The organism is Azospirillum cavernae (genome assembly GCF_003590795.1).
Classification (GTDB): domain Bacteria; phylum Pseudomonadota; class Alphaproteobacteria; order Azospirillales; family Azospirillaceae; genus Azospirillum; species Azospirillum cavernae.
The window spans coordinates 292,611-315,573 of sequence record NZ_QYUL01000005.1; the positions used below are offsets into that span (position 1 = coordinate 292,611).

Sequence of the window (22,963 nt, forward strand, 5' to 3'; positions counted from 1 at the left end):
ACACGGGTCTGGCGTCAAGCGCGGGCGCGCTCGATGGCCTCCAGCACCCCGGCGCTGTCCATGGCGTCGAATTCCGGGCGGTGATGCACGACCACGCGTGGGCCGGAGCTGTGGATCGGGTTCGACGCGTCGGAGAAAACGGCGACCGTCGGGCAACCGACGGCGGCGATCAGATGGGTGGGGCCGGTGTCGTTGCCAACCGCCGCCCAGGCCCGCCGCGCCAACCCGCCCAATTCCGGCACGCTGGTTTTGGCGGTCAGATCAATGGTTTGCGGGCAGAGTTCGGCGATGGAGCGGGCGATCTCCGCCTCTATCGCGGTGCCGATGACGACGGGCGTCACCCCACGCTGAACCAGCGCCACCGCCACTTCCGCGTAGCGCCGCATCGGCCAACGCTTGTCCGGGCGTCCGGGCGAGGAACCGGGGACCAACAGGGCGAAGGGGGCGGGGATGCCAAAACGGTCGATGTCGGCGTCCAGCCAGCTCAGATCCGGCACGGGATCCGGGGCGATGCCAAAGGGGGCCAGTTGTCGGGTGTAGCGTTGCAGAACCGGAACCTTGCGTCGCCCGTCATAGCGGTCCGGGTGGGACGCGCCCGAGGCCGTGCCTGACCATTCCGGCCAGGGGCCGGGGAAAAACAGGCGGAAATACAGATCGGTGCGGGTTTGCGCCTGCAAATCATAAACGCGGTCAAACCGTCCAGCGCGCAGAATCCGGCGCACGGCGAGATAAGCGGACAGGGAACGCTCACGCGGGTCTTCCAGCACCTCGTCGAACAGGCCGCTCATCCGGGCCAGCGGGGCCAGGGACGGGATGGTCAACAGGCTCAGCCGGTCGCCCGCATGATGGCGGCGGATGGCGGCGAAGCTGGTTTGGGCCAGGAAAAAATCACCGAAGGCGCCCAGCTTGACGATCAAAATCCGCTGTTGGCGGGCCGGATCGCGGAGGTGGTCGAGGCCGCTCATCGGTCATCCGCCGGAACGCGGGCGGCCAACCGCAGCATCAGCCCCGCCGCGAGGAAACCCGCCATCCACCAGGGTTGCCACACCCCATAAGCGGTGCTTATCATCGCCAGCCCCGTGGCGAACAGGGCGAGCGCGAAGGGTTGATCCCGCTGCTCCAGATGCTTGACGCCGTTCAGCAGCAGCAGCGTGGTCGCCAGCGCCAGGACCGCCCCCACCACCCCCAACTCCAGCCATATTTGCAGGAAGGCGTTGTGCGGGTGCAGCGGCAGCAGGCTGTCGGTGATCGGTGAGAATCGCGACACCTCGCCATGCGGGGCCAGCGCCCGCGACGCGTCGATTCCCTGCCCCAGAAGGGGCGTTTCAAGCGCCCGGTCGGCGGCCATGCCCCAAATTTCGACCCGGTGCTGGGCCGAGGTGAACAACCAAGGCGCGCGCGTCAAATCTAGGACACGGTCGAGCAGCAGGACCAGCGGCAGAACGGCGACAAAGGCCACCGACACCACCGCGCCCAGCAGGCGGCGGGCCGCCGCGCGTGACCAGAGTGCCAAAACATAAGCGACAAGACCAATGGCGATGCCCAGCATCGCCGACCGGCTGGTCAAAGGCAGGCAGAGCAGGGCATAGACCACCGGCAGGGCCAAGGCCAGCCCACGCCGCCCGATCCGGTCGATGGCGAGCGCGGCGGGCCACACCAACAGGCACAACAGCGCCGAACTGCGTTTGGGAACGTTGCTGTAGAGGATCTGGTCGATCTCTTCGGCGGGTATGGCGTTCCACCAGCGATGGACCGGGAAGTTCAACAGCGCTTCAACCCCGAACAGGGCGACCCCGGCCAGCAGACCGCCCAGGAACAGACCTGCCAGCCGCCGCGCTTCAACACCGGGCAGTTGCGACACCCAAGCGCCGCCGATCAGGGCGGCAAGAGCGATGTAGCCAATTTCGGCGACGGTGGCGACCGCCCGCCCGGACGGACTCCACAGACAGGACAGCAGGGCCAACAGCAGAAAAAGTCCGACCAAAATCGTGGGAACCAGCGCCCGCATCAACCGCCCCAGCGCCTGGCGGCGCAAAAGCCCGGCGAAAGCGATCAAAATGGTCAAAATCGCCCACAGCGGCAACCCGCGCGGCGCCAACGCCGCCAGAGGGCCGAGCGCGACCGCCGAAAACCCGGCGGCGGCGATCAGCAGACGCTCGGGCAAGCCATCGGAGGAAGCGTGACGCGACGAAAGAAGGGCCATGGATGCACGAACGGCGAGTTGCTGTGGAGTGGTCGCGACTTAACAGAACTCCCGCCGATAAAGCAACCGGCGCCGGGCGGGCGGCGGCGATCCGACGCCCGCCGCCCCGAAGCGAACGCGCGCTTCGATTGACATTAAATAAAATTATAGATAAATTGAAATTATCTCACTCCGTGAGGGTCATGTCATGACCGAAGCGATTCCCGCCGCCGCGTTTGCGGCGACGCACGCCCCGCCTGTGTTGATGGGCGTCCTGACGGCGCAGCCGTTGGCCTGCGCCATCATCGCGTTTTTCCTGCTCTGCGCGCTGCTGACGGCGGCGTTGCGGCTGGCGGATTGGGTCGAGCCGCCGGAACCCCGCAAGCGCCGCGCCCAACTCGACGGCGCGCGCCCGAAGCTCTGGCGCTTTCGTCGCCCGGCGTAGCTCCAGGCGACGTTACGCTTCGGCGCGCCAGCCGCAGTCGGCCAGCGCCTCGACCATGTGGGACGGTGGGGGAGCGACGGCGGACACGGGGGGGTATTGGTGAGCCAGTTGAAAGGCGACGGAGCGGGCGACCAGATGCAAATTTCCCGGCGCGATGCGTTCCGGCCCGTAAAAGGGTTCGCCGATCAATGGGCAGCCGATGGCGGCGCAATGAACGCGAATCTGGTGGGTGCGTCCGGTGCGCGGCGTCAGTTCCAACCAGGATCGCCGCCGTTCCAGGTCAACGCCCATCACCCGGTATTCGGTGATCGCCGGTTGGCCGGTGGGGTCGGGCAGGATGTTCCACGCCCCCGGCTCCGTGATCTTCAGCAGCGGCAGGTCGATCACCCCCTGCGGCGTGTCCGGGATGCCGTCGGCCACCGCCCAATAGGTCTTGGCGACGTGACCGGCGGCGAACATGGCGCCCAGCCGTTTCAGCGACCACAAGCTGCGGCCCAAAATCAGGCAACCAGCGGTGTCGCGGTCCAGACGATGGGCGAGCTTGGGCGGCGCGCCGTCGGCGTCGGCCAAGGCGGGCAGATAGAGTTCGAGATGATCGACGATGCGCCCGGATTTGTGAACGGCCAGCCCGGCGGGCTTGTCGATCACGAACAGCCAGGGATCTTCATGCAGCACGCGGGCGCGCAACGAGTCGGGTGTCAGGGTCGGCGTCATGGCCGCAACATGGACCAGCCCCCGCTGGGCGCGCAAGGGCGAAGCCATGGCGGGGCGGCACGGTGTCGCGGTTCTGCGGAAGGTTTGGAATAATCGCGCCTCAGCAGCGTTCATGATGACAAGGTGACGGCGCGGTTTGGTCTGGAAGGTGTGTTGCGCGGGATGCCAAGGCGTGGCAGAAAGCCGACGGAACGGCGGCCCTTGCACCAAGCTGGTCGGTTTCCGATCTGTGAACGACATGTTTCAACGATAAGAGAACCTCAATGCGAAAACCCGTGCGCAAGGTGGTGTTCCCCGTCGCCGGTCTCGGCACGCGCTTCCTGCCGGCCACCAAGGCGATCCCGAAGGAAATGTTGCCTTTGGTTGATCGCCCGCTGTTGCAGCACGCCGTGGAAGAGGCGCGGGCGGCTGGCATCGAGGATTTCGTGTTCGTCACGGGCCGCTCCAAGCGCGCCATCGAAGACCATTTTGACGCCGACACCGAACTGAACCGCACCCTTGAGGAGCGCGGCAAGTTCGACGCGTTGGAAGAGGTGCGGCACAGCGAGATCGCGCCCGGTCGCTGCTTCTACACCCGCCAGCAGGTTCCGCTTGGTCTGGGCCACGCGGTGTGGTGCGCCCGCGCGGTGATCGGCAACGACCCCTTCGCCATCGTGCTGCCCGACGATTTTGTGCAGGGAAACACGCCCTGCCTGAAGCAGATGGTCGAGGCCTATGACGAGGTGGGCGGCAACATCGTCGCCGTCGTCGATGTGCCGCGCGAACACACCAGCCGCTACGGCATTCTCGACGTCGAAAAGGACGATGGCCGTCTGGCCACCGTGCGCGGTCTGGTCGAAAAGCCCAAGCCGGAGGACGCGCCCTCGACCCTGTCGATCATCGGGCGCTACATCCTTCAGCCGGAAATCTTCGATCATCTGGAATTGCAGCAGCGCGGCGCGGGCAACGAGATCCAGTTGACCGACGCGATGGCCAAGCTGATCGGCAACCAACCCTTCCACGGCCTGCGCTTTGAAGGCACCCGTTTCGACTGCGGCGACAAGGTCGGCTTCATCGAGGCGACCGTCGCCTACGCGCTGAAGCGGCCCGACATGGCCGACAAGGTGCGTGAGATGCTGCGGAAATATTGCTGATCCACAGGAATTGTTGGAAACATACACCCGCCGCCGTTCGTTGACCCGGACGGCGGCGGGCGTCTGTGTTCCAACAGGCTGACCGACGAACGCCGCATGATGGAAGAGACAAGGGGCACACGATGCGCATCGCGATGATCGGCACGGGCTATGTCGGCTTGGTGTCCGGCGCCTGTTTTTCGGAATTTGGCGTTCACGTCACCTGCGTCGACAAGGACGCGGAGAAGATCGAGCGGCTGAAGCGCGGCGAAATTCCAATTTACGAGCCGGGTCTCGACGATCTGGTCGCCCGCAACGTCGCCGCCGGTCGCCTGTCCTTCACCTTGGATCTGAAAGAGGCGATGCAAGGCGTTGACGCCGTGTTCATCGCCGTCGGCACGCCGTCCCGCCGGGGCGACGGTCACGCCGACCTGTCCTATGTTTACGGCGCGGCGGAAGAGATCGCGCAAAATCTCGACCATTACACGGTGGTCGTCACCAAATCGACCGTGCCGGTCGGCACCGGGCGCGAGGTCGAAGCGATCATCCGCAAGGTCGCGCCAAACGCCGAGTTCGACATCGCGTCCAACCCGGAATTCCTGCGCGAAGGCTCGGCCATCAGCGATTTCATGCGGCCCGACCGCGTCGTCATCGGCGCGACGTCCGACCGGGCGGGCGAGGTGATGCGGCGGCTCTACCGTCCGCTCTATCTGATTGAGACGCCGATCGTCATCACCTCGCTGGAAACGGCGGAACTGACGAAATACGCCGCCAACACCTTCCTGGCCGCCAAGATCACCTTCATCAACGAGATCGCCGATCTCTGCGAAAAGGTTGGCGCCAACGTCCATGACGTGGCGCGCGGCATCGGCTTGGACGGGCGCATTGGCAAGAAATTCTTACACCCCGGCCCCGGTTACGGCGGCTCCTGCTTCCCCAAGGACACGCTGGCGCTGGTGCGCACCGCCCAACAGGTCGGCAGCCCGCTGCGCATCATCGAGACGGTCGTCGACATCAACGACAAGCGCAAGAAGCAGATGGCCCAGCGCATCATCGCCGCCTGCGGCGGGGATGTGACCGGCAAGACCGTCGCCGTTCTGGGCGTCGCCTTCAAGCCGAACACCGACGACATGCGCGACAGCCCGTCGCTCGACATCGTTCCGGCCCTTCAGGCGGCGGGGGCGACCGTACGCGCCTATGACCCGGCGGCGATGCATGAGGCGGAAAAGCTGTTGCCCGGCGTGGTCTGGGCCAAGGACGTCTACAGCGCCTTGGATGGGGCCGACTGCGTCACCATTTTGACGGAATGGAACGAGTTCCGGGCGCTGGATCTGCGGCGCGTCAAGGCGCTGCTGAAGGCCCCGGTCATGGTGGATTTGCGCAACATTTACAACCCCGACGACATGGCCCAGGCTGGTTTCGTCTACAGCTCGATTGGTCGGCCCGCCGCGCTGACCAAAAGCCCGACCGCTTGAACGACGGCGTCCACCGGAGGAAAAACAGCATGAGCGAAGCCCATATTTTCCATTCCACCGTGCTGCGTGAGTACGACATTCGCGGCATCGTCGGCACGACGCTGAATCCTGCCGACGCGCTGGCCGTCGGTCGTTCCTTTGGCACCGTGGTCGTGCGCAAGGGCGGCAAGACCGTCTGCGTCGGCTATGACGGCCGTCTCTCCTCGCCCGCGCTGGAAGAGGCGCTGGTCGAAGGGCTGATGTCCACCGGCCTGCATGTCCTGCGCATCGGCCTTGGCCCGACGCCGATGCTGTATTTCGCCACCCGCGACCGCGAGGCGGCGGCCGGCATCATGATCACCGGCTCGCACAACCCACCCGACTACAACGGCATCAAGATGATGCTGGGCAAGGGGCCGGTCTACGGCCAGCAGATCCTGGATCTCGGCACGCTCGCCGCCGCCGCCGATTGGGAACAGGGCGAAGGCTCCTCGGAAAAGATCGACGTTCAGGACGAGTATGTCGCCCGCCTGCTGAAGGATTACGACGGCGTCCGCGATCTGACCGTGGCTTGGGATTCGGGCAACGGCGCGTCGGGCGAGATCCTGCGCCGTCTGACCGCCAAGCTGCCGGGCAAGCACATCCTGCTGTTCGATGAGATCGACGGGACTTTCCCCAACCACCACCCCGATCCGACGGTGGAGAAGAACCTCGTCGATCTGAAGAAGGCGGTGGCCGATCATGGCTGCGACCTTGGCATCGGCTTTGACGGCGACGGCGACCGCATCGGCGCCATCGACCATCTGGGCCGCGTGGTCTGGGGCGACCAACTGGTCGCGATTTACGCCGCCGACGTGCTGAAGAGCCACCCCGGCGCCACGATCATCGCCGACGTCAAGGCCAGCCAGGCCCTGTTCGACGAGATCGCCAAGCATGGCGGCGTGCCGCTGATGTGGAAGACCGGCCATTCGCTGTTGAAGGCGAAGATGGCGGAAACCGGATCGCCGCTGGCCGGTGAAATGTCGGGCCACATCTTCTTCGCCGACAAATGGTATGGCTTTGACGACGCGCTTTATTGCGGCGTTCGTCTGGTCGGTCTGGTCAGCAAGCTGGGCACGACCTTGGCGGCGTTGCGCGACGGCCTGCCCGACATGATAAACACCCCGGAAACTCGCTTCCAGACCAGCGAGGAGCGCAAGTTCGCGGTGGTCAGCGAGGTCAAGGAGCGTTTGACGGCGGCGGGTGCCAACGTCAACGACATCGACGGCGTGCGGGTCAGCACCCCGGATGGCTGGTGGCTGCTGCGCGCGTCCAACACCCAGGACGTGCTGGTCGCCCGCGCCGAATCCTTCACCCATGAAGGGTTGGAGCGTCTGAAAGGCGCGTTGATCGAACAGTTGCTGGCGTCGGGTCTGGAAGCCCCCTCCTTCGAGGGCGGCGGCACGGCTCACTGATCGGCGTTCGCTGATTGTTGGAAAAGCGGCCCGCCTCTTCCAAGGGGCGGGCCGTTTCGTTACAGGCGGCGCAACCGCGCCATCAGTTGCGGGTTGTCCCAGTTGGGTTGGCGGTCTTCGATCACCACCCGATGGGGCAGCGGCGCGTCGCGCTCCACCGTCACCTCGACCCAGCGCGGCACCAGCTCGTTGTTCAGGTCGTCGAGCACGGCCATCGCCAGGGCTTCCGGGCTGGGCGCGTCGCCCGGCGGTTCGGCCAGATAGCGGGCGAATCCGTCACTGTCCAGAATCAGCCGGTCGGGAACGAGGCGGATGGTCAGCCGCGTGCCGGGAATCGGCTCGCCGCGCAGTTCCACCAGAAAATCATGACGGCTGTCGGGGGACGGCGCTGTGGTCAGTTCGTCTCGCCTCACGCCGAAACCCCCAGCCCGGCCCGCCCGGCGCGGGTCAGCTTGACCCAGCTTTTCGCCCCGGATTGGAAGGACAGCCCGCCGCTGTAGCCCACGGCGCGGACGCTGTCGGCGAAGACCTGAATCAGTTGAACGCGCAGATCGGGCGGCAACCCGGCGTGGCTGCGCAGAATCAGGTCGAAATGGTTCGGGCGGACCAGCCCGTCCAACTGCATCGGGCCAAGGCGGCTCATCTCCAGGTCGATCAGGAAACGGCTGCCGGGCTTGGCCTTTTCCTTGCCCTCGCCTCCCTCCTCGTCGCCCTTGAGGGGGTGGACGTAGACATGGATGGGTTTGACGCCGTTGGCGTCCATCATCGGCAGGGTGTAGGGGCGCCAATCGCCGGGCAGCGATTCGGCGGCCTGCTGTTTGACGCTCTCAAAATCCTTTTCAAGCTGGGCCAACAGATCGCGGCGACCGGATTTTTCCAGCGCGCTCGTCGCGTCCTCGCCCAACCAACTCCGCGCGTCGCCGCCCTGGATCGCCGCCATGAAAAAGCTGAGCGCCGCCGTCAGCTTGCGGTTTGGCTGCGGCATGGTCGCTTGCAGCGCGCGCGCCGCCGCCGGATCGCTGTTGACCAGGGCCGCCATCGCCTGCCGCAGCGCGGGCCAATCCCGCTCGCTCATCGGCGCCAAGGGATCGCCACCGGGCGGCGCGGCGGCTTGGGTGGCGCGGGCCAGATCGGTCAGCGCGGCGGTCACGGTGGAGCCTTGCGGCAGGCTGGCCGGGACGTTCAGCGCCAGCATGCCCTGTTTGGTCGCCAGGATCGGTTGGCCTTGCGGCGTGGTTCCGGCCACGGTCCCGCGCAGAATGGGCGTGTCGGGGGCCAGATCGGCGGTGTCGTCGCCGGGGGGGGGAAGCGGTTGACCGTCGCCGCCGCCTTGGCCGCCCTGCGGTTGAGGTTGCCCTTGTCCGGCGTCGCGCGGTTGGTTTTGCGGGTTGGCTGGGGGCAGGGTGACGGTCAGGATCTTCAAGGCGACCGTCGCCCCGCGCGGCAGGTCCGGGGCCTCTGGGCGGGTCTCCGGGTTGGTCGGTTTCAGCGTGGGCGTTTCCGCGCCGGGATGGGCGGCGTCCCCGCCCAACTCAACCGAGGCGTCGGGCATCGGGGCGGACGGCAAGGGCATGGCGGCGGACGGGCTGGCCCCAGCCCCAGTGGGCGGCGCTGGCGCCGCCGCTCCACCACCGGCGGCGGGGGCGCTTCCGCTGGGCGGCGCGGCGACCGTGGTGCCGGGGACAGTTGGCTGGTTGGGCGCGGCGGCGCCGCTGGCGGTTGGCGGTCGGGATGAGGTCGCCGCCGCCAAGACCAGCGCCGGAACCACGGTTCCCACCGTCAGCAGCGGCAGGGTTGGAACCATCGGCGTCGCCGTGGGCGTCGGCAAAATGACGCTGGGCGTCTGGGAACCGCCGATGGTCGGCGACGGCGTTCCGCCCGCCGATCCGGCGGCGGTTGGCGTCGCAAGGCTTTGCAGCAGGACGAGGGCGGTCGGCTTGGCCGTTTGGCCCTGGGCGGATCCGGTTGACCCCGGCGTGATTTGCAGCGTCACCGGCTTGTCCACCGGCAGCGGGGTGGGGCTGTCGAGCAGCACCTCGCCAGCGGCGGTGCGGATTCGGGTCAAACCCTCCGGCGTTTCACCGGCCACCGTGCCGGTCAGCACCACCGGGCGGCTGATGTCCTGGAGCCGGTCAGGCAGTTTGGCCACCGTCGCCTCGCCAACCGGCGCAGCCGGTGCGGCGGCGGGGCCGGTCGTCGCCGTGGGCGCAGCCGGAGCGACCGGCGGAGGGATGGCCCCGCCCATCGCGGCGTTAGATGGGGGCGTTGGCGAGCAGCCGCTGGACGATGGCCTCGACATCGCGGGCGGCGTCGCTGGCGGGCGAGCGGGTCAGCAGCGGCGTTTGGTTTCGGATGGCGTCGCGCACCTTCAGATCGCGGCGGATGATGCCGGCCAGCGACGGCTTGAATTTCAGGAAATTCTGGCAGGCCTTCAGGATGGTGGCGTAGGTCCGTTCGCCGTCCTTCACGCTCTGCGCCATGTTGACGACGATCCGCAGATCCGCCGCCGGGTTGGTGGCGTGGGTCAGCTTGATGAAGGCGTAGGCGTCGGTCAGCGAGGTCGGCTCGTCCGTCGTCACCACCAGCGTGACGCCCGCCGGGCCGGACAGGGTGCGCACCGTGCGGTCCACGCCGGCGCCCATGTCCATGACCACCCGGTCATAATCCTTGGCCAACTCCAACAAATCGTTGCGCAGGCTGGACAGGCGTTGGCTGGGCAACTGCGCCAGCGTGCCCGACCCCGAACGACCGGCGATGATGTCGAATCCGGTGTCGGGGAAGCGTTGGGCGGCCTTGGCGAGCGTGACCTCGCCGTTGATGACGGCGCCCAGATCGTTTTTCGGCGAGAAGCCAAGCTGAATGTCGACGTTGGCGAGGCCCAAATCGCCGTCGAACAGCAGCGTGTTCATTCCCGCTTTGGTCAGGGCGTGGCTGAGCGTGATGGAAAACCAGGTTTTGCCGACGCCGCCCTTTCCGCTGGCCACGGCGATCACGTTGACGCCGCGCAGCGGGCGAACGTTCTTAAGGGCGGCCGGGAACACCGGATCGGTCATGGCAGAGTCCTCGACGCAGGCGAACTGGCGGCTTTTGCCTTGGTTGCGGGCTTGGTGGGTCTTGCGGCGGGCTTGTTGCGGGGGCCGGGGTCGCATCCCGGTTCCGCTCCTCCGCCTCCGCCTTTTCGGCGGGGGGAATAATCATACGAGCGAGCGACATTGGATTCAGCGTGGTCAGCCCTTCGGCGACCTTGGACGACACGCTGGCGTCGCAGAAGGACAGGCGCGCCCGGTTGGCGATGGCCAGCAGGCTGCCCAACCGCCGAGTGATGTCCAGCCGCGTGACCAGCAGGCGGCGCACCCCGACGGCCTTGAAGGCCAGCGCGATGTCCGACGCCTCCAACGCGTCCAGCCCGGCGGGCAGGACCAGCACCGGCTCGACCTCGCCCGCCGACAGCAGGGCGCGCAGATCGTCCATGTCCTCTTCGCTGAAAGGGTTCCGTCCGGCGGTGTCAACCAGGACCAGATCGGTCTTGCGGTGGACCTCATAGGCCCCGGCCAGCGCGTCGGGATCCTCGACGGTCGCCAGCTTCAATTTCATCAGGCGGGTGAAGGCGGCGAGCTGGTCAACGCCGCCCGCGCGCACCGTGTCGGTGGTGATGACGCCGACCGACCGCTTCTTGAACACCGCGCGGGCGGCGAGTTTGGCGACGATCAGGGTCTTGCCGGTGCCCGGCGGGCCGACCAACACCAGCGGTTTGACCGCCGAGCGGCCATCGGGCAGCGGGTTGAAGCTGTACATCGAATCAAGCGCCGACCCCAGCGCCAAGCAAGGATCGTCGGTGTCCAGGCCGGACGCCGCGTCGATCAACTGTTCGGCCAGCGCGGCGGGAACGCCGTGGCGGTGCAGGGCGTCGGCCACCGCCTCGCCCACGTCGATTTCGGGTTCAACCGGCTTGGCCGCCGGTTTGCTGGGTTGACGGTTGCGCTCCTGCGCGACCGGCATGTCGTCTTCTTCGACGGCGGCGGTGACGCGCACGCCGCCGCCTTCCTCCTCACGCGTGGCCACAATGATGGCGTCGTCGCCCAGCGACTGGCGCACCATCCGCATGGCGTCGGACATGGTTTTCGCGTGGAAGGACTTCAGCCGCATCGGCGGAGCCTTCGATCAGTCGGAGGAAGAGCGAATGGCGCCATGTCAGATCTGCCCCAGGGTCTTGATCCGCGCCTTGGGGTGAATCTCGTTCTGCGACATGACCACGGTCGTCGGCCGGAACCGCTCGACGATCGAGCGGACGAAGGGCCGAATCAGCGGGCTGGTCAACAGGACGGGGCTTTCGCCCATCATGGCGTGTCGCTCGAAAGTTTGACGGACGGAAGTGATGAACTGTTGCAGCCGGGACGGGGCCATCGTCAATTGCCGGTCGTCGCCGTCGCCCACCAGCGACTCCGCGAACGCCTGCTCCCACTCGGGGGACAGGGTGACGAGCGGGATGAAGCCCATCTCGTTCGTGTTCGTGTCGCAAATCTGCCGGGCAAGGCGCGACCGCACATGCTCGGTGATCTGGGTGATGCTGCGCGTTTGACTGGCCGCTTCGGATACCCCTTCCAAGATGGTGGGAAGATCCCGGATCGAGACGCGTTCGGCAAGGAGATTCTGCAACACCCGTTGCAATCCGCCCACAGTGATCTGATTCGGCACCACGTCGGCGATCAGCTTCTGGTGGTCCTTGTCGGTTTCGTCCAGCAGCTTTTGCGTTTCGGTGAAGGACAACAGCTCCGGCATGTTGTCCTTGATAAGCTCGGTCAAATGGGTCGTCACCACGGTCGAGGGATCGACGACGGTGTAGCCCTTGAACAGCGCCTCTTCGCGATAGCCGGGTTCGATCCAGATGGCGGGCAGGCCAAAGGTCGGCTCAACCGTGGTTTCACCGGGCAGGCTCATGGCGTCGCCGCGCGGATCCATGACCAGCAGCATGGTCGGGCGGATGTCGCCGCGCCCCGCCTCGATCTCCTTGATGCGGATGATGTAGGTGTTGGGCGGCAGTTGCAGATTGTCCTGGATGCGGACGGCGGGCATGACGAAGCCGACCTCGCCCGCGATCTGCCGCCGCAACCCCTTGATCTGATCGGTCAGCCGGTGGCTGCCCGCCTGCGGCTGGTTGATGAGCGACAGCAGCCCATAGCCCAGCTCCAACCGGATGAGGTCGATGGCCAGCGCCGTGGCGATGGGTTCGTCGGCCATTTGCGCGCCACCCGGCCCCAAACCGCCGGGCGAACTGGCCGCCGCCGCTTCCTCCGCCGCCCTCTCGGCCTCCTGGGCCTCCTGCTTGGCGCGCATCTTCGGCAGGTAATAGGCGGCGCCGCCAACCAGGCCGATGATCGGCAGGAAGGTCAGCATCGGCATGCCGGGCAGCAACGCCAGCACCAGGATCGCGCCCGCCGACAGGGCGAGCGCGGAGCTGTGGCCGGTCAACTGACCAACCACAGCCTTGTCGGTCGACCCGCCGGCGCCAGCCTTCGACACCAGAAAGCCCGAGGAAATCGAAATGACCAGCGCCGGGATCTGCGAGACCAGACCGTCGCCGATGGTCAGCTTGGTGAAGGTGTCCAGCGCCTCCATCACCGGCATGCCGTGGCGGATGACCGCGATGGACACGCCGCCGATGATGTTGATGAACATAATCATCAAACCGGCGACCGCGTCGCCCTTCACGAATTTTGACGCGCCGTCCATGGAGCCGAAGAAGGCGCTTTCGTCCTCCAACTCCTTGCGACGCGCGCGCGCGGTCGATTCGTCGATCATGCCCGCCGACAGATCGGCGTCGATGGCCATCTGCTTGCCGGGCATGGCGTCCAAGGTGAAACGCGCCGCCACTTCGGCGATGCGGCCCGAACCGGCGGTGATGACCTTGAAGTTCACGATGGTCAAAATACCGTAGACGATCACGCCGATGATGAAATCGCCGCCCATCACGAAATTGGCGAACGCCTCGATGACGTGTCCGGCGGCGTTGGTGCCTTCATGACCGGAGGTCAGAATCAGGCGGGTTGAGGCCATGTTCAACGACAGCCGCAACAGCGTCGTGATGAGCAGAATGGTCGGGTAGGAGGACAGATCGAGCGGTTTGGCGATGAACAGCGTCACCATCAGGATGAGGATCGAGACGGTGACGCTGATGCCCAGCATCATGTCGAGCAGAAGCGACGGCAACGGCATGATGAGGCCGATGACGATCATCATGATCCCCATCGCCATGATGACGTCGCCGCGCTTCAGCGACGTCTTGGCGACCTGGAACATCTCGCTGAGCGCGGCCATGTTGCCGCTTCCGCCGCCACCACCGGGGCCGCCGGGGTTGTGTTCGGTCAAGGCCATGCTGTGCCGCTCCAACGCTCAATCACGGGTCAAGCCGTCGCCCGTTCTTCGTTGCCCGGCGCGGCGACGGGGCGACCCTCGTCGCCATACTGCTTCAGCTTGTTGCGCAGCGTGCGGATGGAAATGCCCAGGATGTTCGCGGCGTGGGTGCGGTTGCCCAGGCAATGGGTCAGGGTTTCCAGAATCAGGTCGCGCTCGACGTCGGCGACGGTGCGGCCGATCAACGCCTGGAGCGTCGTGTTGCCGGCGCCGCCATTGCCGTTTCCATAGCCCGGCCCCTTGGCGCCCTTCGGCCCATAGCTGGTCGGCAGGGCGGCGGGCGGGGCCATGACCAGCGGCGGCGTGGACGGTTGCAAGGCCGACGGGATGGCGGCGGGAACCGTTCCCCCCGGCCCGGCGAACGGATTGGCCACCGGCGAATTGGCCGGGATCGAGGCTTGCGCGCTGCCTTCCGGGGCCAGCATCTGGCTGGTCAGCATGATGGCTTCCGGCCCGACCTCTTCCCCGCGCGACAGCAGGACGGCGCGGTGCATGGTGTTTTCCAGCTCGCGCACGTTGCCGCGCCAATGATGGGCCTTCAGCATCAGCAGGGCGTCGTCGGTCAAACGCTTGTCGCCCAGCCCGTTCGCCTCGGCGTATTTCTTCAGGAAATGCTCGGCGATCATCGGAATGTCGGCCGGGCGTTCGCGCAAGGACGGGATGGCGACGGCGAAGACGTTGAGGCGGAAATACAAATCCTCACGGAAATTGCCCGACCGCACTTCCGCTTCCAGATTGCGGTTGGAGGTGGCGAGGATGCGGACGTTGATCTTGACCGGCTGGGCCGAACCGATGCGGTCTATTTCCTTTTCCTGGATCGCGCGCAGCAGCTTGGCCTGAAGACGCGGGTGCATCTCCGACAGCTCATCAAGCAGCAGGGTGCCGTTGTTGGCCTCCTCGAACTTGCCGAGCCGCCGGGCGACCGCGCCGGTGAAGGCGCCCTTCTCGTGGCCGAACAGTTCGGATTCCAGCAGGTTTTCCGGGATGGCGGCGCAGTTCACCGCGACGAACGGCTCGTTGGAGCGGCGGCTCTTACGGTGGATGTAGCGGGCCATCAGCTCCTTGCCGGTGCCGCTTTCGCCGGTGATCATCACCGAGGCGTCGCTGGGCGCCACCTGATCGGCCAGCCGCAGCGTCGCCAGCATCGCCGGATCGGAACAGACGATGGAGTGGCTTTCTTCCGCCACGGCTTCCAACACCGCCGCGATCAATTCGGCGTTGGGGGGCAGCGGCAGATACTCCTTGGCGCCCGCCCGGATGGCGCGCACGGCGGCGGCGGCGTCGGTGCCGATGCCGCAGGCGACGACCGGGATGGTGATCCGTTCGGCCTTCAGGCTGTCGATGAAGACGGCGACGTCGAGTTTGACGTCGATCATCACCAGATCGGCCCCGGCAGCGGCGCGCAAGGCGTTGAGCGCCCCCTCGATGCTGTCGGTGTGCGACACCTTGGCCCCCCGCTTCATGGCGATCTTGCCAGCGGCGGTGATGTAGCCTTCCAACGTTCCAACGATCAGCAGACGCATGGCGTTACGCTCCCACTCTCGGGGCTTCCCGGTCGAAATATTGGATCCGCTTTCCAGGCGGCAGAACGGCGTTCAGGAGCATCTCCAGACGCCGGGGATTTTCTTGGCGCGCGATGGAAACGGCGCCAATCGTGTACAGGGTCTTGACCAGCGCGTCATCCTCCGCCGCCCGCTCGACCTTCGCGGCGAGCGGGGCGAGAACGACGTTGCCGAGGACCGCCCCGTAAAAGGTGGTCAGCAGCGCCAGCGCCATGGCCGGGCCGATGGCCGAGGGATCGTTCAGGCTGCCCAGCATCTGGACCAGACCGACCAGCGTGCCGATCAGGCCCATCGCCGGGGCGACCTCCGAGGCGCGGCGCAGCACGCCCGCGCTTTTGCCGTGGCCGCCCGCCGAGGCTTCGACCTCGCCCGTCAGCATCCGTTCCATCACATCGGGCGGCAAACCCTCTGTGATGAGCGTCACACTGCGGTGAAGAAACGGTTCGGCGCGCAGTTCGGGCAGCACATTCTTCAAGGTTTCCGGACCGGCCCGCCGCGCGGCTTCCGCCAGCAGCAGGACCTGACGGGCCACGCCCTTGGGATCGAGCGTCTGGTGGACCAGCACGGCGGCGGCGTTCTTCCAGGCGACGGCGACGTCCCCCAGCGAGAAGGAGGCCGTCGTCACCGCCAGCGTGCCGCCCAGCACGATCATCAGCGAGGGCGGATCGACGAAGGCGCGCAAAGACCCGCCCGAGGTGATGGCGATCAGGATCACCGCCGCCGCCGCCGACAGGCCGACCAGGGTCGCCACATCGAAACCACCGCGCAACCGCACGCTCCGCGCCGGGGCGGCGGGAGCCGCCGCCTTGGCCGGGGCCGATTCCGCGCGCGAGTCGGCGGACCGGGCCTCGGCGCGGGCGTCCGGCTTCGGCGGCGGTTTGCCGCGCGGGGCGCCCGGCGTTGCGGTTGTGTCGGAGGCGTTGGCCATCAGCCCCGATCCGATTTGATGATTTCCGTCATGGTCACACCCAGACGATCCTCCACCACCACGACCTCGCCACGGGCGACAAGGCGGTTGTTGACGTAGATGTCGATGGCCTCGCCGACCTTGCGGTCCAATTCGACCACGGCGCCGCGCCCCAGCTTCAGCAATTGGGCGACCTGCATGGTCGATTTGCCCAGCACCGCCGAGATTTGAACCGGGATGTCGTAGACGGCTTCCAGATCCTTGGCGACGCCGGATCCGTAATCGTCGCCGTCACCGGCGTTCAGGTCGTTCAGCGAGAAATTGTCGCTTGCCATAACGGTCTCTGACCTCCTCGTTTCCAGCCCCCTTTAGACGGGGACCGGAGCCTCCAGCAAGCGCCCGGCGCAGCGTTCGATCTCCGCCATCAGTTGGGCGGTGTCGCGCTCCACGCCGCCGTCAGCCCATTCGATCCGACAGCCGCCGGGAGCGACCGTGGAATCGCCGACCACCATCAGCTTGGCCCCGAAACCACGCGACCCAACCGTCTGGTCGAGATGGTCGCGAATGAGGTCGATGGTGTCGTCGGCGACGCGGATCACCAGACGCGGTTCGTCGATCAAATCGGTCAGGCAGGCGCGCACCATCGCTTCGACCTCCACCATGCCGCCGCGCCGCGCCCATTCGGGCATCAGCTTGCGGACGATGGCCAGGGCCAGATAGACCGGCTGGTCGGATCGCATGGCGTTGGTCGCCTCGCGTTCGGCCAGCAGATGGGCGACGCCGTTGCTGATCTGGTCCAAAGCGTTGGCGATGCGGGCGTTGACCATCGCCTCGATTTCGGTCTTGCCGCGCTCATAGCCGGTGTTTTGCCCGGCGACCATGCCCTCGCCAAAGCCCTTGCCATAACCGGCGGCGGTGCCGTCCGACTTGCCAGCGGCGAAGCCCTCGGCGTGGCCTTGCGCGCGCGCGGCCTCCAACTCGGCCTCGCTGAAGGTGGGCGGCGGCGGTGGGGGAGGCGGTTCCGGCTCCGGCGGCAGCTCCGGTTCTGGCAAATACTCGTCATCGTCAGCGTGGGACATGCGGGGGACCGCGTCCACGTCGAAGGATTCGTCGAAGAGGAATTTACGGACGCTCATGGCCAGACCGTCCTGTCGTCAAGGAAAACGAACGTCATCGCTCAGCTCTCCTGATACAGCCAGTTGCGCAGGATCGAGACCGCTTCTTCCGGGTGCTTGTCGACGATCTCGCCAACCTTGCGCAGCGAGGAGGCGCGGACGCGGCCCTCGACGCGGTTGATGTCGATCATCTGCTCCAACTCCTCGTCGGCCTGGGCGGCTTCCAACGCCAGATCCTGGGCCAGGGCGCCGGTTGGCGCGGCCAGAGCGGCGGGCATGCCGGCCTGATCGGTCAACAGACGGTCCATGTCATCGTCCTCCTGCATGTCCGCCCGTTCGAAGGCGCGGGAAATCAGCGGACGAATGACCAAAAGGATGATGAGGACGGCGACGATGCCGAGAACCACCATTTCAGCGATGCGGAACACGTCATCCTTGCCCAGACCCATGAACAGGTCCTCAGGCTTCTGCATGTCGTCTTCCGGGGTCCAGAAGCGCATGTTGATGACTTCCAGCGTGTCGCCGCGCACCGGGTCGAGACCGACGGCGGAGCGGACCAGCGCCTTGATGCTCTCCACCTCCTGTTCGGTGCGGGGCTGATAGGCCGGGGGGTTTTCCTTGGACAATTGATAGGTGCCGTCCACCAGAACGGCGACCGACAGGCGGCGGACCTGACCGCTTTCCCGGACATGGGATTTCGAGGTCTTGGTGATCTCGTAATTGATGGTTTCTTCAGCGCGCTTGGACTTGTTCGACGACAGCGGCCCGTTGCTGTTGCCCGACTGGGCGGTGGGCAGATTTTGATCCACCGTCACCGGGGCCAGCGGGTCGCGGTCACTGCTTTCGTTCGATTCGTTGACCGTCTGGGTCGAGCGGACGACCTGGCTTTCCGGGTCGAAGATTTCCGAACTCGTCGTGATGCGGTCGAAATCCAGATCCGCCGACACCTCGGCGCGAACCTTGCCATAGCCCAGCGTGCGGCCCAGCAGATCCTCGACCACGCGGGCCAGACGGGTTTCGTAGGCCTGCTTCTTTTCGTCAGCGTTCGCCATCATGGCGTCGGGCGTGTCGCTGCCGGTGCCGCGCGCCAGCAGCTTGCCCTTGTCGTCGACGATGGAGATACGGCCCGGCTCCAGATTGGGAACCGAGGCGGCGATCAATTGTTGGATCGCCTGGATGTTTTCACGCGACAATTGCGCGCCGGGGCGCAGCTTCAGGAAGACGCTGGCGGTCGCCGGATTTTGTTGGCGGGCGAACAGCTCGCGCTTGGGCAGCACCAGATGGACGCGGGCCTGCTGAACGCCGTTCAACGTCTGCACCGTGCGCGCCATTTCGCCTTCCAGCGCGCGCAGATGGTTGATGTTCTGCATGAAGCTGGTCGCGCCGAAGCCTTCCGACTTGTCGAACAGCTCATAGCCGACCGATCCGCCCGACGGCAGGCCCTGGGCCGCCATTTTCATGCGCACCGGGCCGACTTGGTCGGCGGGAACCGTGATCTTCGTGCCGGTCTTGTCGACCGTGAAAGGGATCTTGGACGCTTCCAGATTTTTGGCGATGGCCGCCGCCTCGCTGGGCTGGAGTTCGGCGTACAGCAACTCCATTTCGGGCGTGGAGAGGCGCGTCGTCAGATAGACGAAAAAGCCGATCAGCAGAAGGCCGACGCCGCCGATCGCCGCAAGGCGGGCGGGGCCGAGATTGCGCAAGGTCTGCAACAGGTTGTTCACGCGCCATCCCCAATCGGAATCCGTCTCGGCATCCTCACCCCATCCACCCGTTTCGCAAGCGCGAACAGGATGTCTGCAAGTTCCGCGCCGATCCCATGCATCACGAGGTCATGCTGGGGCGTCTTGATGAACAGAGGGTTAATGGTCGGCATATTTTGCCCAGTGCCCGGCAAAATATGCCTAGCGAAGGGTGAATGTTGCCGGTTTGACACGCCGTCAACCGCCACCCTTGGTGGTTTTCCACGGAGGCGGAAAAACAATCATAGCGTATATGATGATTGGCTAAGTATTAAGGGAATTATCCTGGCCAGACGGAATAAATGCATCAGCTGAGGTTGACAATTGCCCCTCCCTGTCTTAGCTGAGTTGCAAATCATGCCCGTGTTCCGACGAATCAATCTCCGGTATCAAGCATCTTCATGTTTGATCCAGCGGTTTTGTTTTTTGTTGGATGGGCGCACGCTAAATCACCCGAGGGGACTGCCATGAAAAGACGTGGCCGTGAGAAAAAAGAAGGCCTGAACGATGTCGATGTTTTCGTCGGACAACGTCTGCGAGAGCTGAGGATGTTGGCAGGGTTGAGCCAAAGCGACGTCGCGGCGGCTTTGGGCCTTACTTTCCAGCAGTTGCAAAAATACGAACGCGGGTTCAACCGAGTGTCGTCCAGCCGTCTGTTCAAGCTGGGGCAATTCTTCCGCGTTCCGGTTTCGGTGTTTTTTGACGGGCTGGAAAGCCGCCCGGCCACGGCCGACGCCGAGGCCTGCGTCGTGCGCACCGCCGACTCCGACACCACGCTGGGATCTCGGGAAGCCCTGATGCTGGCTCGATATTTCCAAAGCATTCCCGACCCTCATGTCCGGGCGGCCATCTTGGAACTGGCGGAACGGTGCGCTGACCACACCGCCGTCGGGGTCGCACCAGCGCCCGACGAGTCGGTGCGGGTTGGCGGGGTCGCCTGAGGCCGCGCTCACTCACGGGGCGCTTTTTGGGGCGCTTTGCGCGATCCGGGCCGTCAGGCGTTTCAACTCCGCCAGAAAACGGTCCGTCGCCACGCCTGGGGGCCATGGCTCCCAGGGGGGCGCGCCATAGGCCTTCGCCAGCGGGTCGGCGTCGAGCGGTTTGAAGCGTATCTTCAAGGTCTTGCGCACCTCGTCGGGGGTCCAGCCGACGACGTGCACGGCCTCGGTCGCCGCAGCGACTCGGTCCGCACGTTTGTGCGCGCGCTTCTCCTCGTCGGTCCAAGCGGGCAGGCCATAACGCTGGAACACCGCCTCTTCGAGTCGGGCCGACAGCGCCCGGAACCGCTCGCCCAGGAAGGGTTTCAGCACGCTGATGCAATCGAAACCCAACAGCCCTTCTTCCGCGTCATGCAACAGCTCGCGCAGTTCGCTGAGCGGGTCGAGGCCGGTGGGCGCGGCGGCACGGCGCAGCAGCATCACCGTGATGGAGTGTTGGGCCACCGACAGCGGCAGCGGCCAGATGGAATGGCCGCCCCAGCGGTAGGTGCGGGCCAAGCCAAGGGCAAGATCGCCGTCGTCCCAGTCGAACGGAGTCGGGTGCAAAAGATCCAAACGTCGGCCCGACGGCATGCGGACCCAGGCGCGCGCATCGCTGGACATTGGCGTTTCTCCCAATCGGCAAGACAGCGCCGCCAACTACGGCATTCCGCCGCCTCTGCCAACTGTTCCAATCACGGCGCGCGCCGGTTGGTCTACGGTGAGCCGGTTCCGCTCCTGCGCTGAAACCAGGGCGCGCGGCGAAAATTAATTGTCAATTAACGAGACCCGCCTTACCGTGAAAAGGCGGGAACAGGATGGCGGGCCACTGTCAGGTCCGCTCGCCGAGCGACTTAGGGGAGACGGGATCATGTCGGACGGGGTATCAAGCGTCAGCCAAATGGTCTCGGACCTGAACAAGTCCCTCAAGGCCGCCATCGCCAATGTCCAGTCCCAGCAGCAGGCGCAGACCCCGGCGGCGGAGGTCAAGAGCTATGAAAAGCAGGTCCGCAAATCCTCATCGGACAGCCGCATGTTCGCGACCGACATCGGCGTTTTGTCGAAAAACGTCAGTCGCCTGAACGTGGTCGGCACGCTTGCGCCCAACGATCCGGTCGATTTCTACAAGCTCCGCGTCACCAGCAAGGGCGAGGCGACGATGGGGCAGATCGGCGACCAGGGCGTGCAGGTGCAGCTGATGAGCAAGACCGGCCAAGTCGTGGCTGACAGCAACAAGAACGCGGGCAAGGCTTATGATTCCTTCCGCAGCCTTCAACGGGGGCAATTGTCGCTGGACCAGGGCGATTACACGGTGCGAATCACCCGCGAAAAGGGGGAATCGGCCAAAGACCCCAAGAATTACGCCATTCAGTTCAGCATGGGCAGCTTTACCCAGGATTACGACACCGTCGCCAAGGCTCCACGCAAGGGCGACAGCCCGTTCCAGATGACGCAGGCCCAGCAGCAAATGATGGATGGCCTGAATTCGGCGATCAGTTCGATGAACTCGATTCCGACCGGCCAGACCGGCACGCAAAAGCTGATGGGAAGCTTCAGCCTGTTCGCCTGACGCGGGTGTTGACGGCGACCAATGTTCTGTCATTAAAGCGTTGTTAACAGCCTTCGTTCCAAATCGGAGAGGTTGGTCGCGGGTTCGTGTCGGACACCCCGAGTGATCTGTGGCAGCCAGTCAACAAACCGGGGTCGGGTGGATGTTCTACGAGTTGGCGGCGACCACATGGGGGTCGGAAGAGATCGCGGCGATTGATCGCGTCGTGGCGTCCGGTCGTTTCACCATGGGCGAGCAGGTCGCGGCGTTTGAGCGTGAGTTCGCCGATTATTTCGGCGTGAAGCACGGCATCATGGTCAATTCCGGTTCCTCGGCCAATCTGATCGCCGTCGCCGCCTTGGCGTACAAAAAGGAACGCCCGCTTCAGCGTGGCGACGAGGTGATCGTCCCGGCGATCTCCTGGGCCACCACCTATCACCCGTTGCAGCAATATGGCCTGAAACTGCGCTTCGTCGATGTTGAGTTGGACACGCTGAACATCGACGTCTCGAAGCTGGAACAGGCGTTGACGCCGCGCACGCGGGCGATTGTTCCGGTGTCGATTTTGGGCAACCCGGCGGCGCTGGACGTCATCCGCGCCTTCGCCGACGCCCACGGCCTGTATGTCCTGGAAGACAATTGCGAGTCGATGGACGCCGAACTGAACGGCAAAAAGGCGGGAACCTTCGGCGACCTCAACACCTTCAGCTTCTTTTTCTCGCACCACATCTCGACGATGGAAGGCGGGATGGTGCTGACCGACGATCTGGAGTTGGGGCATCTGTGCCGGTCCATGCGCGCCCATGGCTGGACCCGTGACCTGCCGCATAATACCCCGCTGTACGAGCGCACCGCGTCGGACCATTTCGAGGCCTACCGCTTCATCTTGCCCGGCTACAACGTCCGCCCGTTGGAGATGGAGGGCGCGATTGGTCGCGAGCAGTTGAAGAAGCTGCCGACGCTGACCGCCGCCCGCCGCAAGAATATGGCGCTGTTCCAGGAGTTGTTCGCCGGGGATGACCGCTTCATCATCCAGCGGGAAAACGGCGTGTCATCCTGCTTCAGCTTCACCATCATCCTCAACCCGGCCCACAAGCCGGATCGAGAAAAAGTGTTCGCCGCCTTGAAGGAGGCCGACATCGGCTTTCGCATCATCACCGGCGGCTGTTTCCTGCGGCACGACGTGCTGAAATATTATGATTACGACACGGTCGGCGCGATAGAAAACGCCTTTACGGCGCATGATCTGGGTTTCTTCGTTGGCAACCACCCCTTTGACCTGACCCCGCAGATTGAACGGCTGCGCGCCGTGCTTGATCGCGTGTGTTCCTGAGTCCCG

At 65.4% G+C, this 22,963-nt stretch carries 21 protein-coding genes; 7 read left to right on the top strand and 14 right to left on the bottom strand.

The features are described 5' to 3' along the window. Positions 1 to 14: 14 nt before the first annotated feature. Complete coding sequence (locus tag D3877_RS26700; RefSeq protein ID WP_119833836.1) at positions 15 to 965, bottom strand: glycosyltransferase family 9 protein; 951 nt, start codon at positions 963 to 965, stop codon at positions 15 to 17. Beyond that, positions 962 to 2,203, bottom strand: a complete 1,242-nt coding sequence (locus D3877_RS26705) for an O-antigen ligase family protein (RefSeq protein WP_119833837.1) — start codon at positions 2,201 to 2,203, stop codon at positions 962 to 964. The genes D3877_RS26700 and D3877_RS26705 overlap by 4 nt, the downstream gene beginning before the upstream one ends. 187 nt (positions 2,204 to 2,390) lie before the next feature. On the opposite strand from D3877_RS26705, the gene D3877_RS26710 reads away from it, so the two are divergent. After that, on the top strand, positions 2,391 to 2,627 hold the full coding sequence (locus tag D3877_RS26710; RefSeq protein ID WP_119833838.1) for a hypothetical protein: 237 nt from the start codon (positions 2,391 to 2,393) through the stop codon (positions 2,625 to 2,627). 12 nt (positions 2,628 to 2,639) lie between these two features. Here the strand turns inward: D3877_RS26710 and D3877_RS26715 are convergent, their stop codons facing one another. Beyond that, a complete protein-coding gene (locus D3877_RS26715; RefSeq protein ID WP_238475112.1) occupies positions 2,640 to 3,389 on the bottom strand; it encodes an RluA family pseudouridine synthase in 750 nt (249 codons plus the stop codon). A gap of 215 nt (positions 3,390 to 3,604) precedes the next feature. Between D3877_RS26715 and galU the strand changes: the two genes are divergently transcribed. The 3 genes from galU to pgmG all read left to right on the top strand — a co-directional run bounded on the left by galU (position 3,605) and on the right by pgmG (position 7,361). After that, the gene (galU, locus tag D3877_RS26720; protein ID WP_119833839.1) at positions 3,605 to 4,474 is read left to right on the top strand and encodes a UTP--glucose-1-phosphate uridylyltransferase GalU; all 870 of its coding nucleotides are present in this window, start codon (positions 3,605 to 3,607) and stop codon (positions 4,472 to 4,474) included. Between the two features lie 122 nt (positions 4,475 to 4,596). After that, positions 4,597 to 5,928 carry a UDP-glucose dehydrogenase family protein gene (locus tag D3877_RS26725; RefSeq protein WP_119833840.1) on the top strand — a complete coding sequence of 444 codons (1,332 nt, stop codon included), beginning with the start codon at positions 4,597 to 4,599 and terminating at the stop codon, positions 5,926 to 5,928. Positions 5,929 to 5,957: 29 nt separating this feature from the next. Further along, positions 5,958 to 7,361, top strand: coding sequence for a phosphoglucomutase/phosphomannomutase PgmG (gene pgmG, locus D3877_RS26730; protein ID WP_119833841.1), 1,404 nt, complete (start codon positions 5,958 to 5,960; stop codon positions 7,359 to 7,361). A gap of 59 nt (positions 7,362 to 7,420) precedes the next feature. Here the strand turns inward: pgmG and D3877_RS26735 are convergent, their stop codons facing one another. Genes D3877_RS26735 through fliF form a run of 10 tightly spaced genes read right to left on the bottom strand, consistent with a single transcriptional unit; the run spans position 7,421 to position 19,080 of the window. Next, entirely contained in the window at positions 7,421 to 7,774 is a 354-nt protein-coding gene (locus D3877_RS26735) for a hypothetical protein (RefSeq protein WP_119833842.1), read from the bottom strand. Beyond that, positions 7,771 to 9,606, bottom strand: a complete 1,836-nt coding sequence (locus D3877_RS26740) for a hypothetical protein (protein ID WP_119833843.1) — start codon at positions 9,604 to 9,606, stop codon at positions 7,771 to 7,773. The genes D3877_RS26735 and D3877_RS26740 overlap by 4 nt, the downstream gene beginning before the upstream one ends. A 7-nt stretch (positions 9,607 to 9,613) precedes the next feature. After that, positions 9,614 to 10,414 carry a MinD/ParA family protein gene (locus D3877_RS26745; protein WP_119833844.1) on the bottom strand — a complete coding sequence of 267 codons (801 nt, stop codon included), beginning with the start codon at positions 10,412 to 10,414 and terminating at the stop codon, positions 9,614 to 9,616. Continuing rightward, on the bottom strand, positions 10,383 to 11,507 hold the full coding sequence (locus tag D3877_RS26750; RefSeq protein WP_119833845.1) for a flagellar biosynthesis protein FlhF: 1,125 nt from the start codon (positions 11,505 to 11,507) through the stop codon (positions 10,383 to 10,385). The genes D3877_RS26745 and D3877_RS26750 overlap by 32 nt, the downstream gene beginning before the upstream one ends. Before the next feature lie 45 nt (positions 11,508 to 11,552). Then, positions 11,553 to 13,733 (bottom strand): flagellar biosynthesis protein FlhA, encoded by a 2,181-nt coding sequence (flhA, locus tag D3877_RS26755; protein ID WP_119834054.1) that lies wholly within the window; start codon positions 13,731 to 13,733, stop codon positions 11,553 to 11,555. Between the two features lie 29 nt (positions 13,734 to 13,762). Further along, complete coding sequence (locus tag D3877_RS26760) at positions 13,763 to 15,295, bottom strand: sigma-54 interaction domain-containing protein (RefSeq protein WP_119833846.1); 1,533 nt, start codon at positions 15,293 to 15,295, stop codon at positions 13,763 to 13,765. Positions 15,296 to 15,299: 4 nt separating this feature from the next. Next, positions 15,300 to 16,262, bottom strand: a complete 963-nt coding sequence (locus tag D3877_RS26765; protein WP_238475113.1) for a motility protein A — start codon at positions 16,260 to 16,262, stop codon at positions 15,300 to 15,302. Then, positions 16,262 to 16,576, bottom strand: a complete 315-nt coding sequence (fliN, locus tag D3877_RS26770; protein ID WP_119833847.1) for a flagellar motor switch protein FliN — start codon at positions 16,574 to 16,576, stop codon at positions 16,262 to 16,264. Before fliN ends, D3877_RS26765 begins: the two co-directional genes overlap by 1 nt. 33 nt (positions 16,577 to 16,609) lie before the next feature. Further along, positions 16,610 to 17,377 (bottom strand): FliH/SctL family protein, encoded by a 768-nt coding sequence (locus D3877_RS26775; RefSeq protein ID WP_119833848.1) that lies wholly within the window; start codon positions 17,375 to 17,377, stop codon positions 16,610 to 16,612. Positions 17,378 to 17,418: 41 nt separating this feature from the next. Next, the gene (gene fliF / locus D3877_RS26780; protein ID WP_119833849.1) at positions 17,419 to 19,080 is read right to left on the bottom strand and encodes a flagellar basal-body MS-ring/collar protein FliF; all 1,662 of its coding nucleotides are present in this window, start codon (positions 19,078 to 19,080) and stop codon (positions 17,419 to 17,421) included. Positions 19,081 to 19,658: 578 nt separating this feature from the next. Between fliF and D3877_RS26785 the strand changes: the two genes are divergently transcribed. Then, positions 19,659 to 20,039 carry a helix-turn-helix domain-containing protein gene (locus tag D3877_RS26785; RefSeq protein WP_238475114.1) on the top strand — a complete coding sequence of 127 codons (381 nt, stop codon included), beginning with the start codon at positions 19,659 to 19,661 and terminating at the stop codon, positions 20,037 to 20,039. A 12-nt stretch (positions 20,040 to 20,051) separates the two neighbouring features. On the opposite strand, the gene D3877_RS26790 is transcribed toward D3877_RS26785, so the two are convergent. Continuing rightward, a complete protein-coding gene (locus tag D3877_RS26790; RefSeq protein WP_199721006.1) occupies positions 20,052 to 20,699 on the bottom strand; it encodes an HD family hydrolase in 648 nt (215 codons plus the stop codon). Positions 20,700 to 20,946: 247 nt separating this feature from the next. On the opposite strand from D3877_RS26790, the gene D3877_RS26795 reads away from it, so the two are divergent. Together D3877_RS26795 and D3877_RS26800 are read left to right on the top strand one after the other, a co-directional pair. Then, entirely contained in the window at positions 20,947 to 21,645 is a 699-nt protein-coding gene (locus D3877_RS26795; protein WP_119833851.1) for a hypothetical protein, read from the top strand. Positions 21,646 to 21,787: 142 nt separating this feature from the next. Next, positions 21,788 to 22,957, top strand: a complete 1,170-nt coding sequence (locus D3877_RS26800; RefSeq protein WP_119833852.1) for a DegT/DnrJ/EryC1/StrS family aminotransferase — start codon at positions 21,788 to 21,790, stop codon at positions 22,955 to 22,957. Positions 22,958 to 22,963: the final 6 nt, after the last annotated feature.

What these genes read in the sequence shown, in the direction of transcription:
- D3877_RS26800 (WP_119833852.1), top strand. Translation starts at nt 21,788, where the DNA reads ATGTTCTACGAGTTGGCGGCGACCACATGGGGGTCGGAAGAGATCGCG.
- flhA (WP_119834054.1), bottom strand. Translation starts at nt 13,733, where the DNA reads ATGGCCTTGACCGAACACAACCCCGGCGGCCCCGGTGGTGGCGGCGGA.
- D3877_RS26700 (WP_119833836.1), bottom strand. Translation starts at nt 965, where the DNA reads ATGAGCGGCCTCGACCACCTCCGCGATCCGGCCCGCCAACAGCGGATT.
- D3877_RS26775 (WP_119833848.1), bottom strand. Translation starts at nt 17,377, where the DNA reads ATGAGCGTCCGTAAATTCCTCTTCGACGAATCCTTCGACGTGGACGCG.
- D3877_RS26760 (WP_119833846.1), bottom strand. Translation starts at nt 15,295, where the DNA reads ATGCGTCTGCTGATCGTTGGAACGTTGGAAGGCTACATCACCGCCGCT.
- D3877_RS26705 (WP_119833837.1), bottom strand. Translation starts at nt 2,203, where the DNA reads ATGGCCCTTCTTTCGTCGCGTCACGCTTCCTCCGATGGCTTGCCCGAG.
- pgmG (WP_119833841.1), top strand. Translation starts at nt 5,958, where the DNA reads ATGAGCGAAGCCCATATTTTCCATTCCACCGTGCTGCGTGAGTACGAC.
- galU (WP_119833839.1), top strand. Translation starts at nt 3,605, where the DNA reads ATGCGAAAACCCGTGCGCAAGGTGGTGTTCCCCGTCGCCGGTCTCGGC.
- D3877_RS26750 (WP_119833845.1), bottom strand. Translation starts at nt 11,507, where the DNA reads ATGCGGCTGAAGTCCTTCCACGCGAAAACCATGTCCGACGCCATGCGG.
- D3877_RS26740 (WP_119833843.1), bottom strand. Translation starts at nt 9,606, where the DNA reads ATGGGCGGGGCCATCCCTCCGCCGGTCGCTCCGGCTGCGCCCACGGCG.
- D3877_RS26795 (WP_119833851.1), top strand. Translation starts at nt 20,947, where the DNA reads ATGTCGGACGGGGTATCAAGCGTCAGCCAAATGGTCTCGGACCTGAAC.
- D3877_RS26790 (WP_199721006.1), bottom strand. Translation starts at nt 20,699, where the DNA reads ATGTCCAGCGATGCGCGCGCCTGGGTCCGCATGCCGTCGGGCCGACGT.
- D3877_RS26710 (WP_119833838.1), top strand. Translation starts at nt 2,391, where the DNA reads ATGACCGAAGCGATTCCCGCCGCCGCGTTTGCGGCGACGCACGCCCCG.
- D3877_RS26765 (WP_238475113.1), bottom strand. Translation starts at nt 16,262, where the DNA reads ATGGCCAACGCCTCCGACACAACCGCAACGCCGGGCGCCCCGCGCGGC.
- D3877_RS26745 (WP_119833844.1), bottom strand. Translation starts at nt 10,414, where the DNA reads ATGACCGATCCGGTGTTCCCGGCCGCCCTTAAGAACGTTCGCCCGCTG.
- fliN (WP_119833847.1), bottom strand. Translation starts at nt 16,576, where the DNA reads ATGGCAAGCGACAATTTCTCGCTGAACGACCTGAACGCCGGTGACGGC.
- D3877_RS26725 (WP_119833840.1), top strand. Translation starts at nt 4,597, where the DNA reads ATGCGCATCGCGATGATCGGCACGGGCTATGTCGGCTTGGTGTCCGGC.
- D3877_RS26715 (WP_238475112.1), bottom strand. Translation starts at nt 3,389, where the DNA reads ATGGCTTCGCCCTTGCGCGCCCAGCGGGGGCTGGTCCATGTTGCGGCC.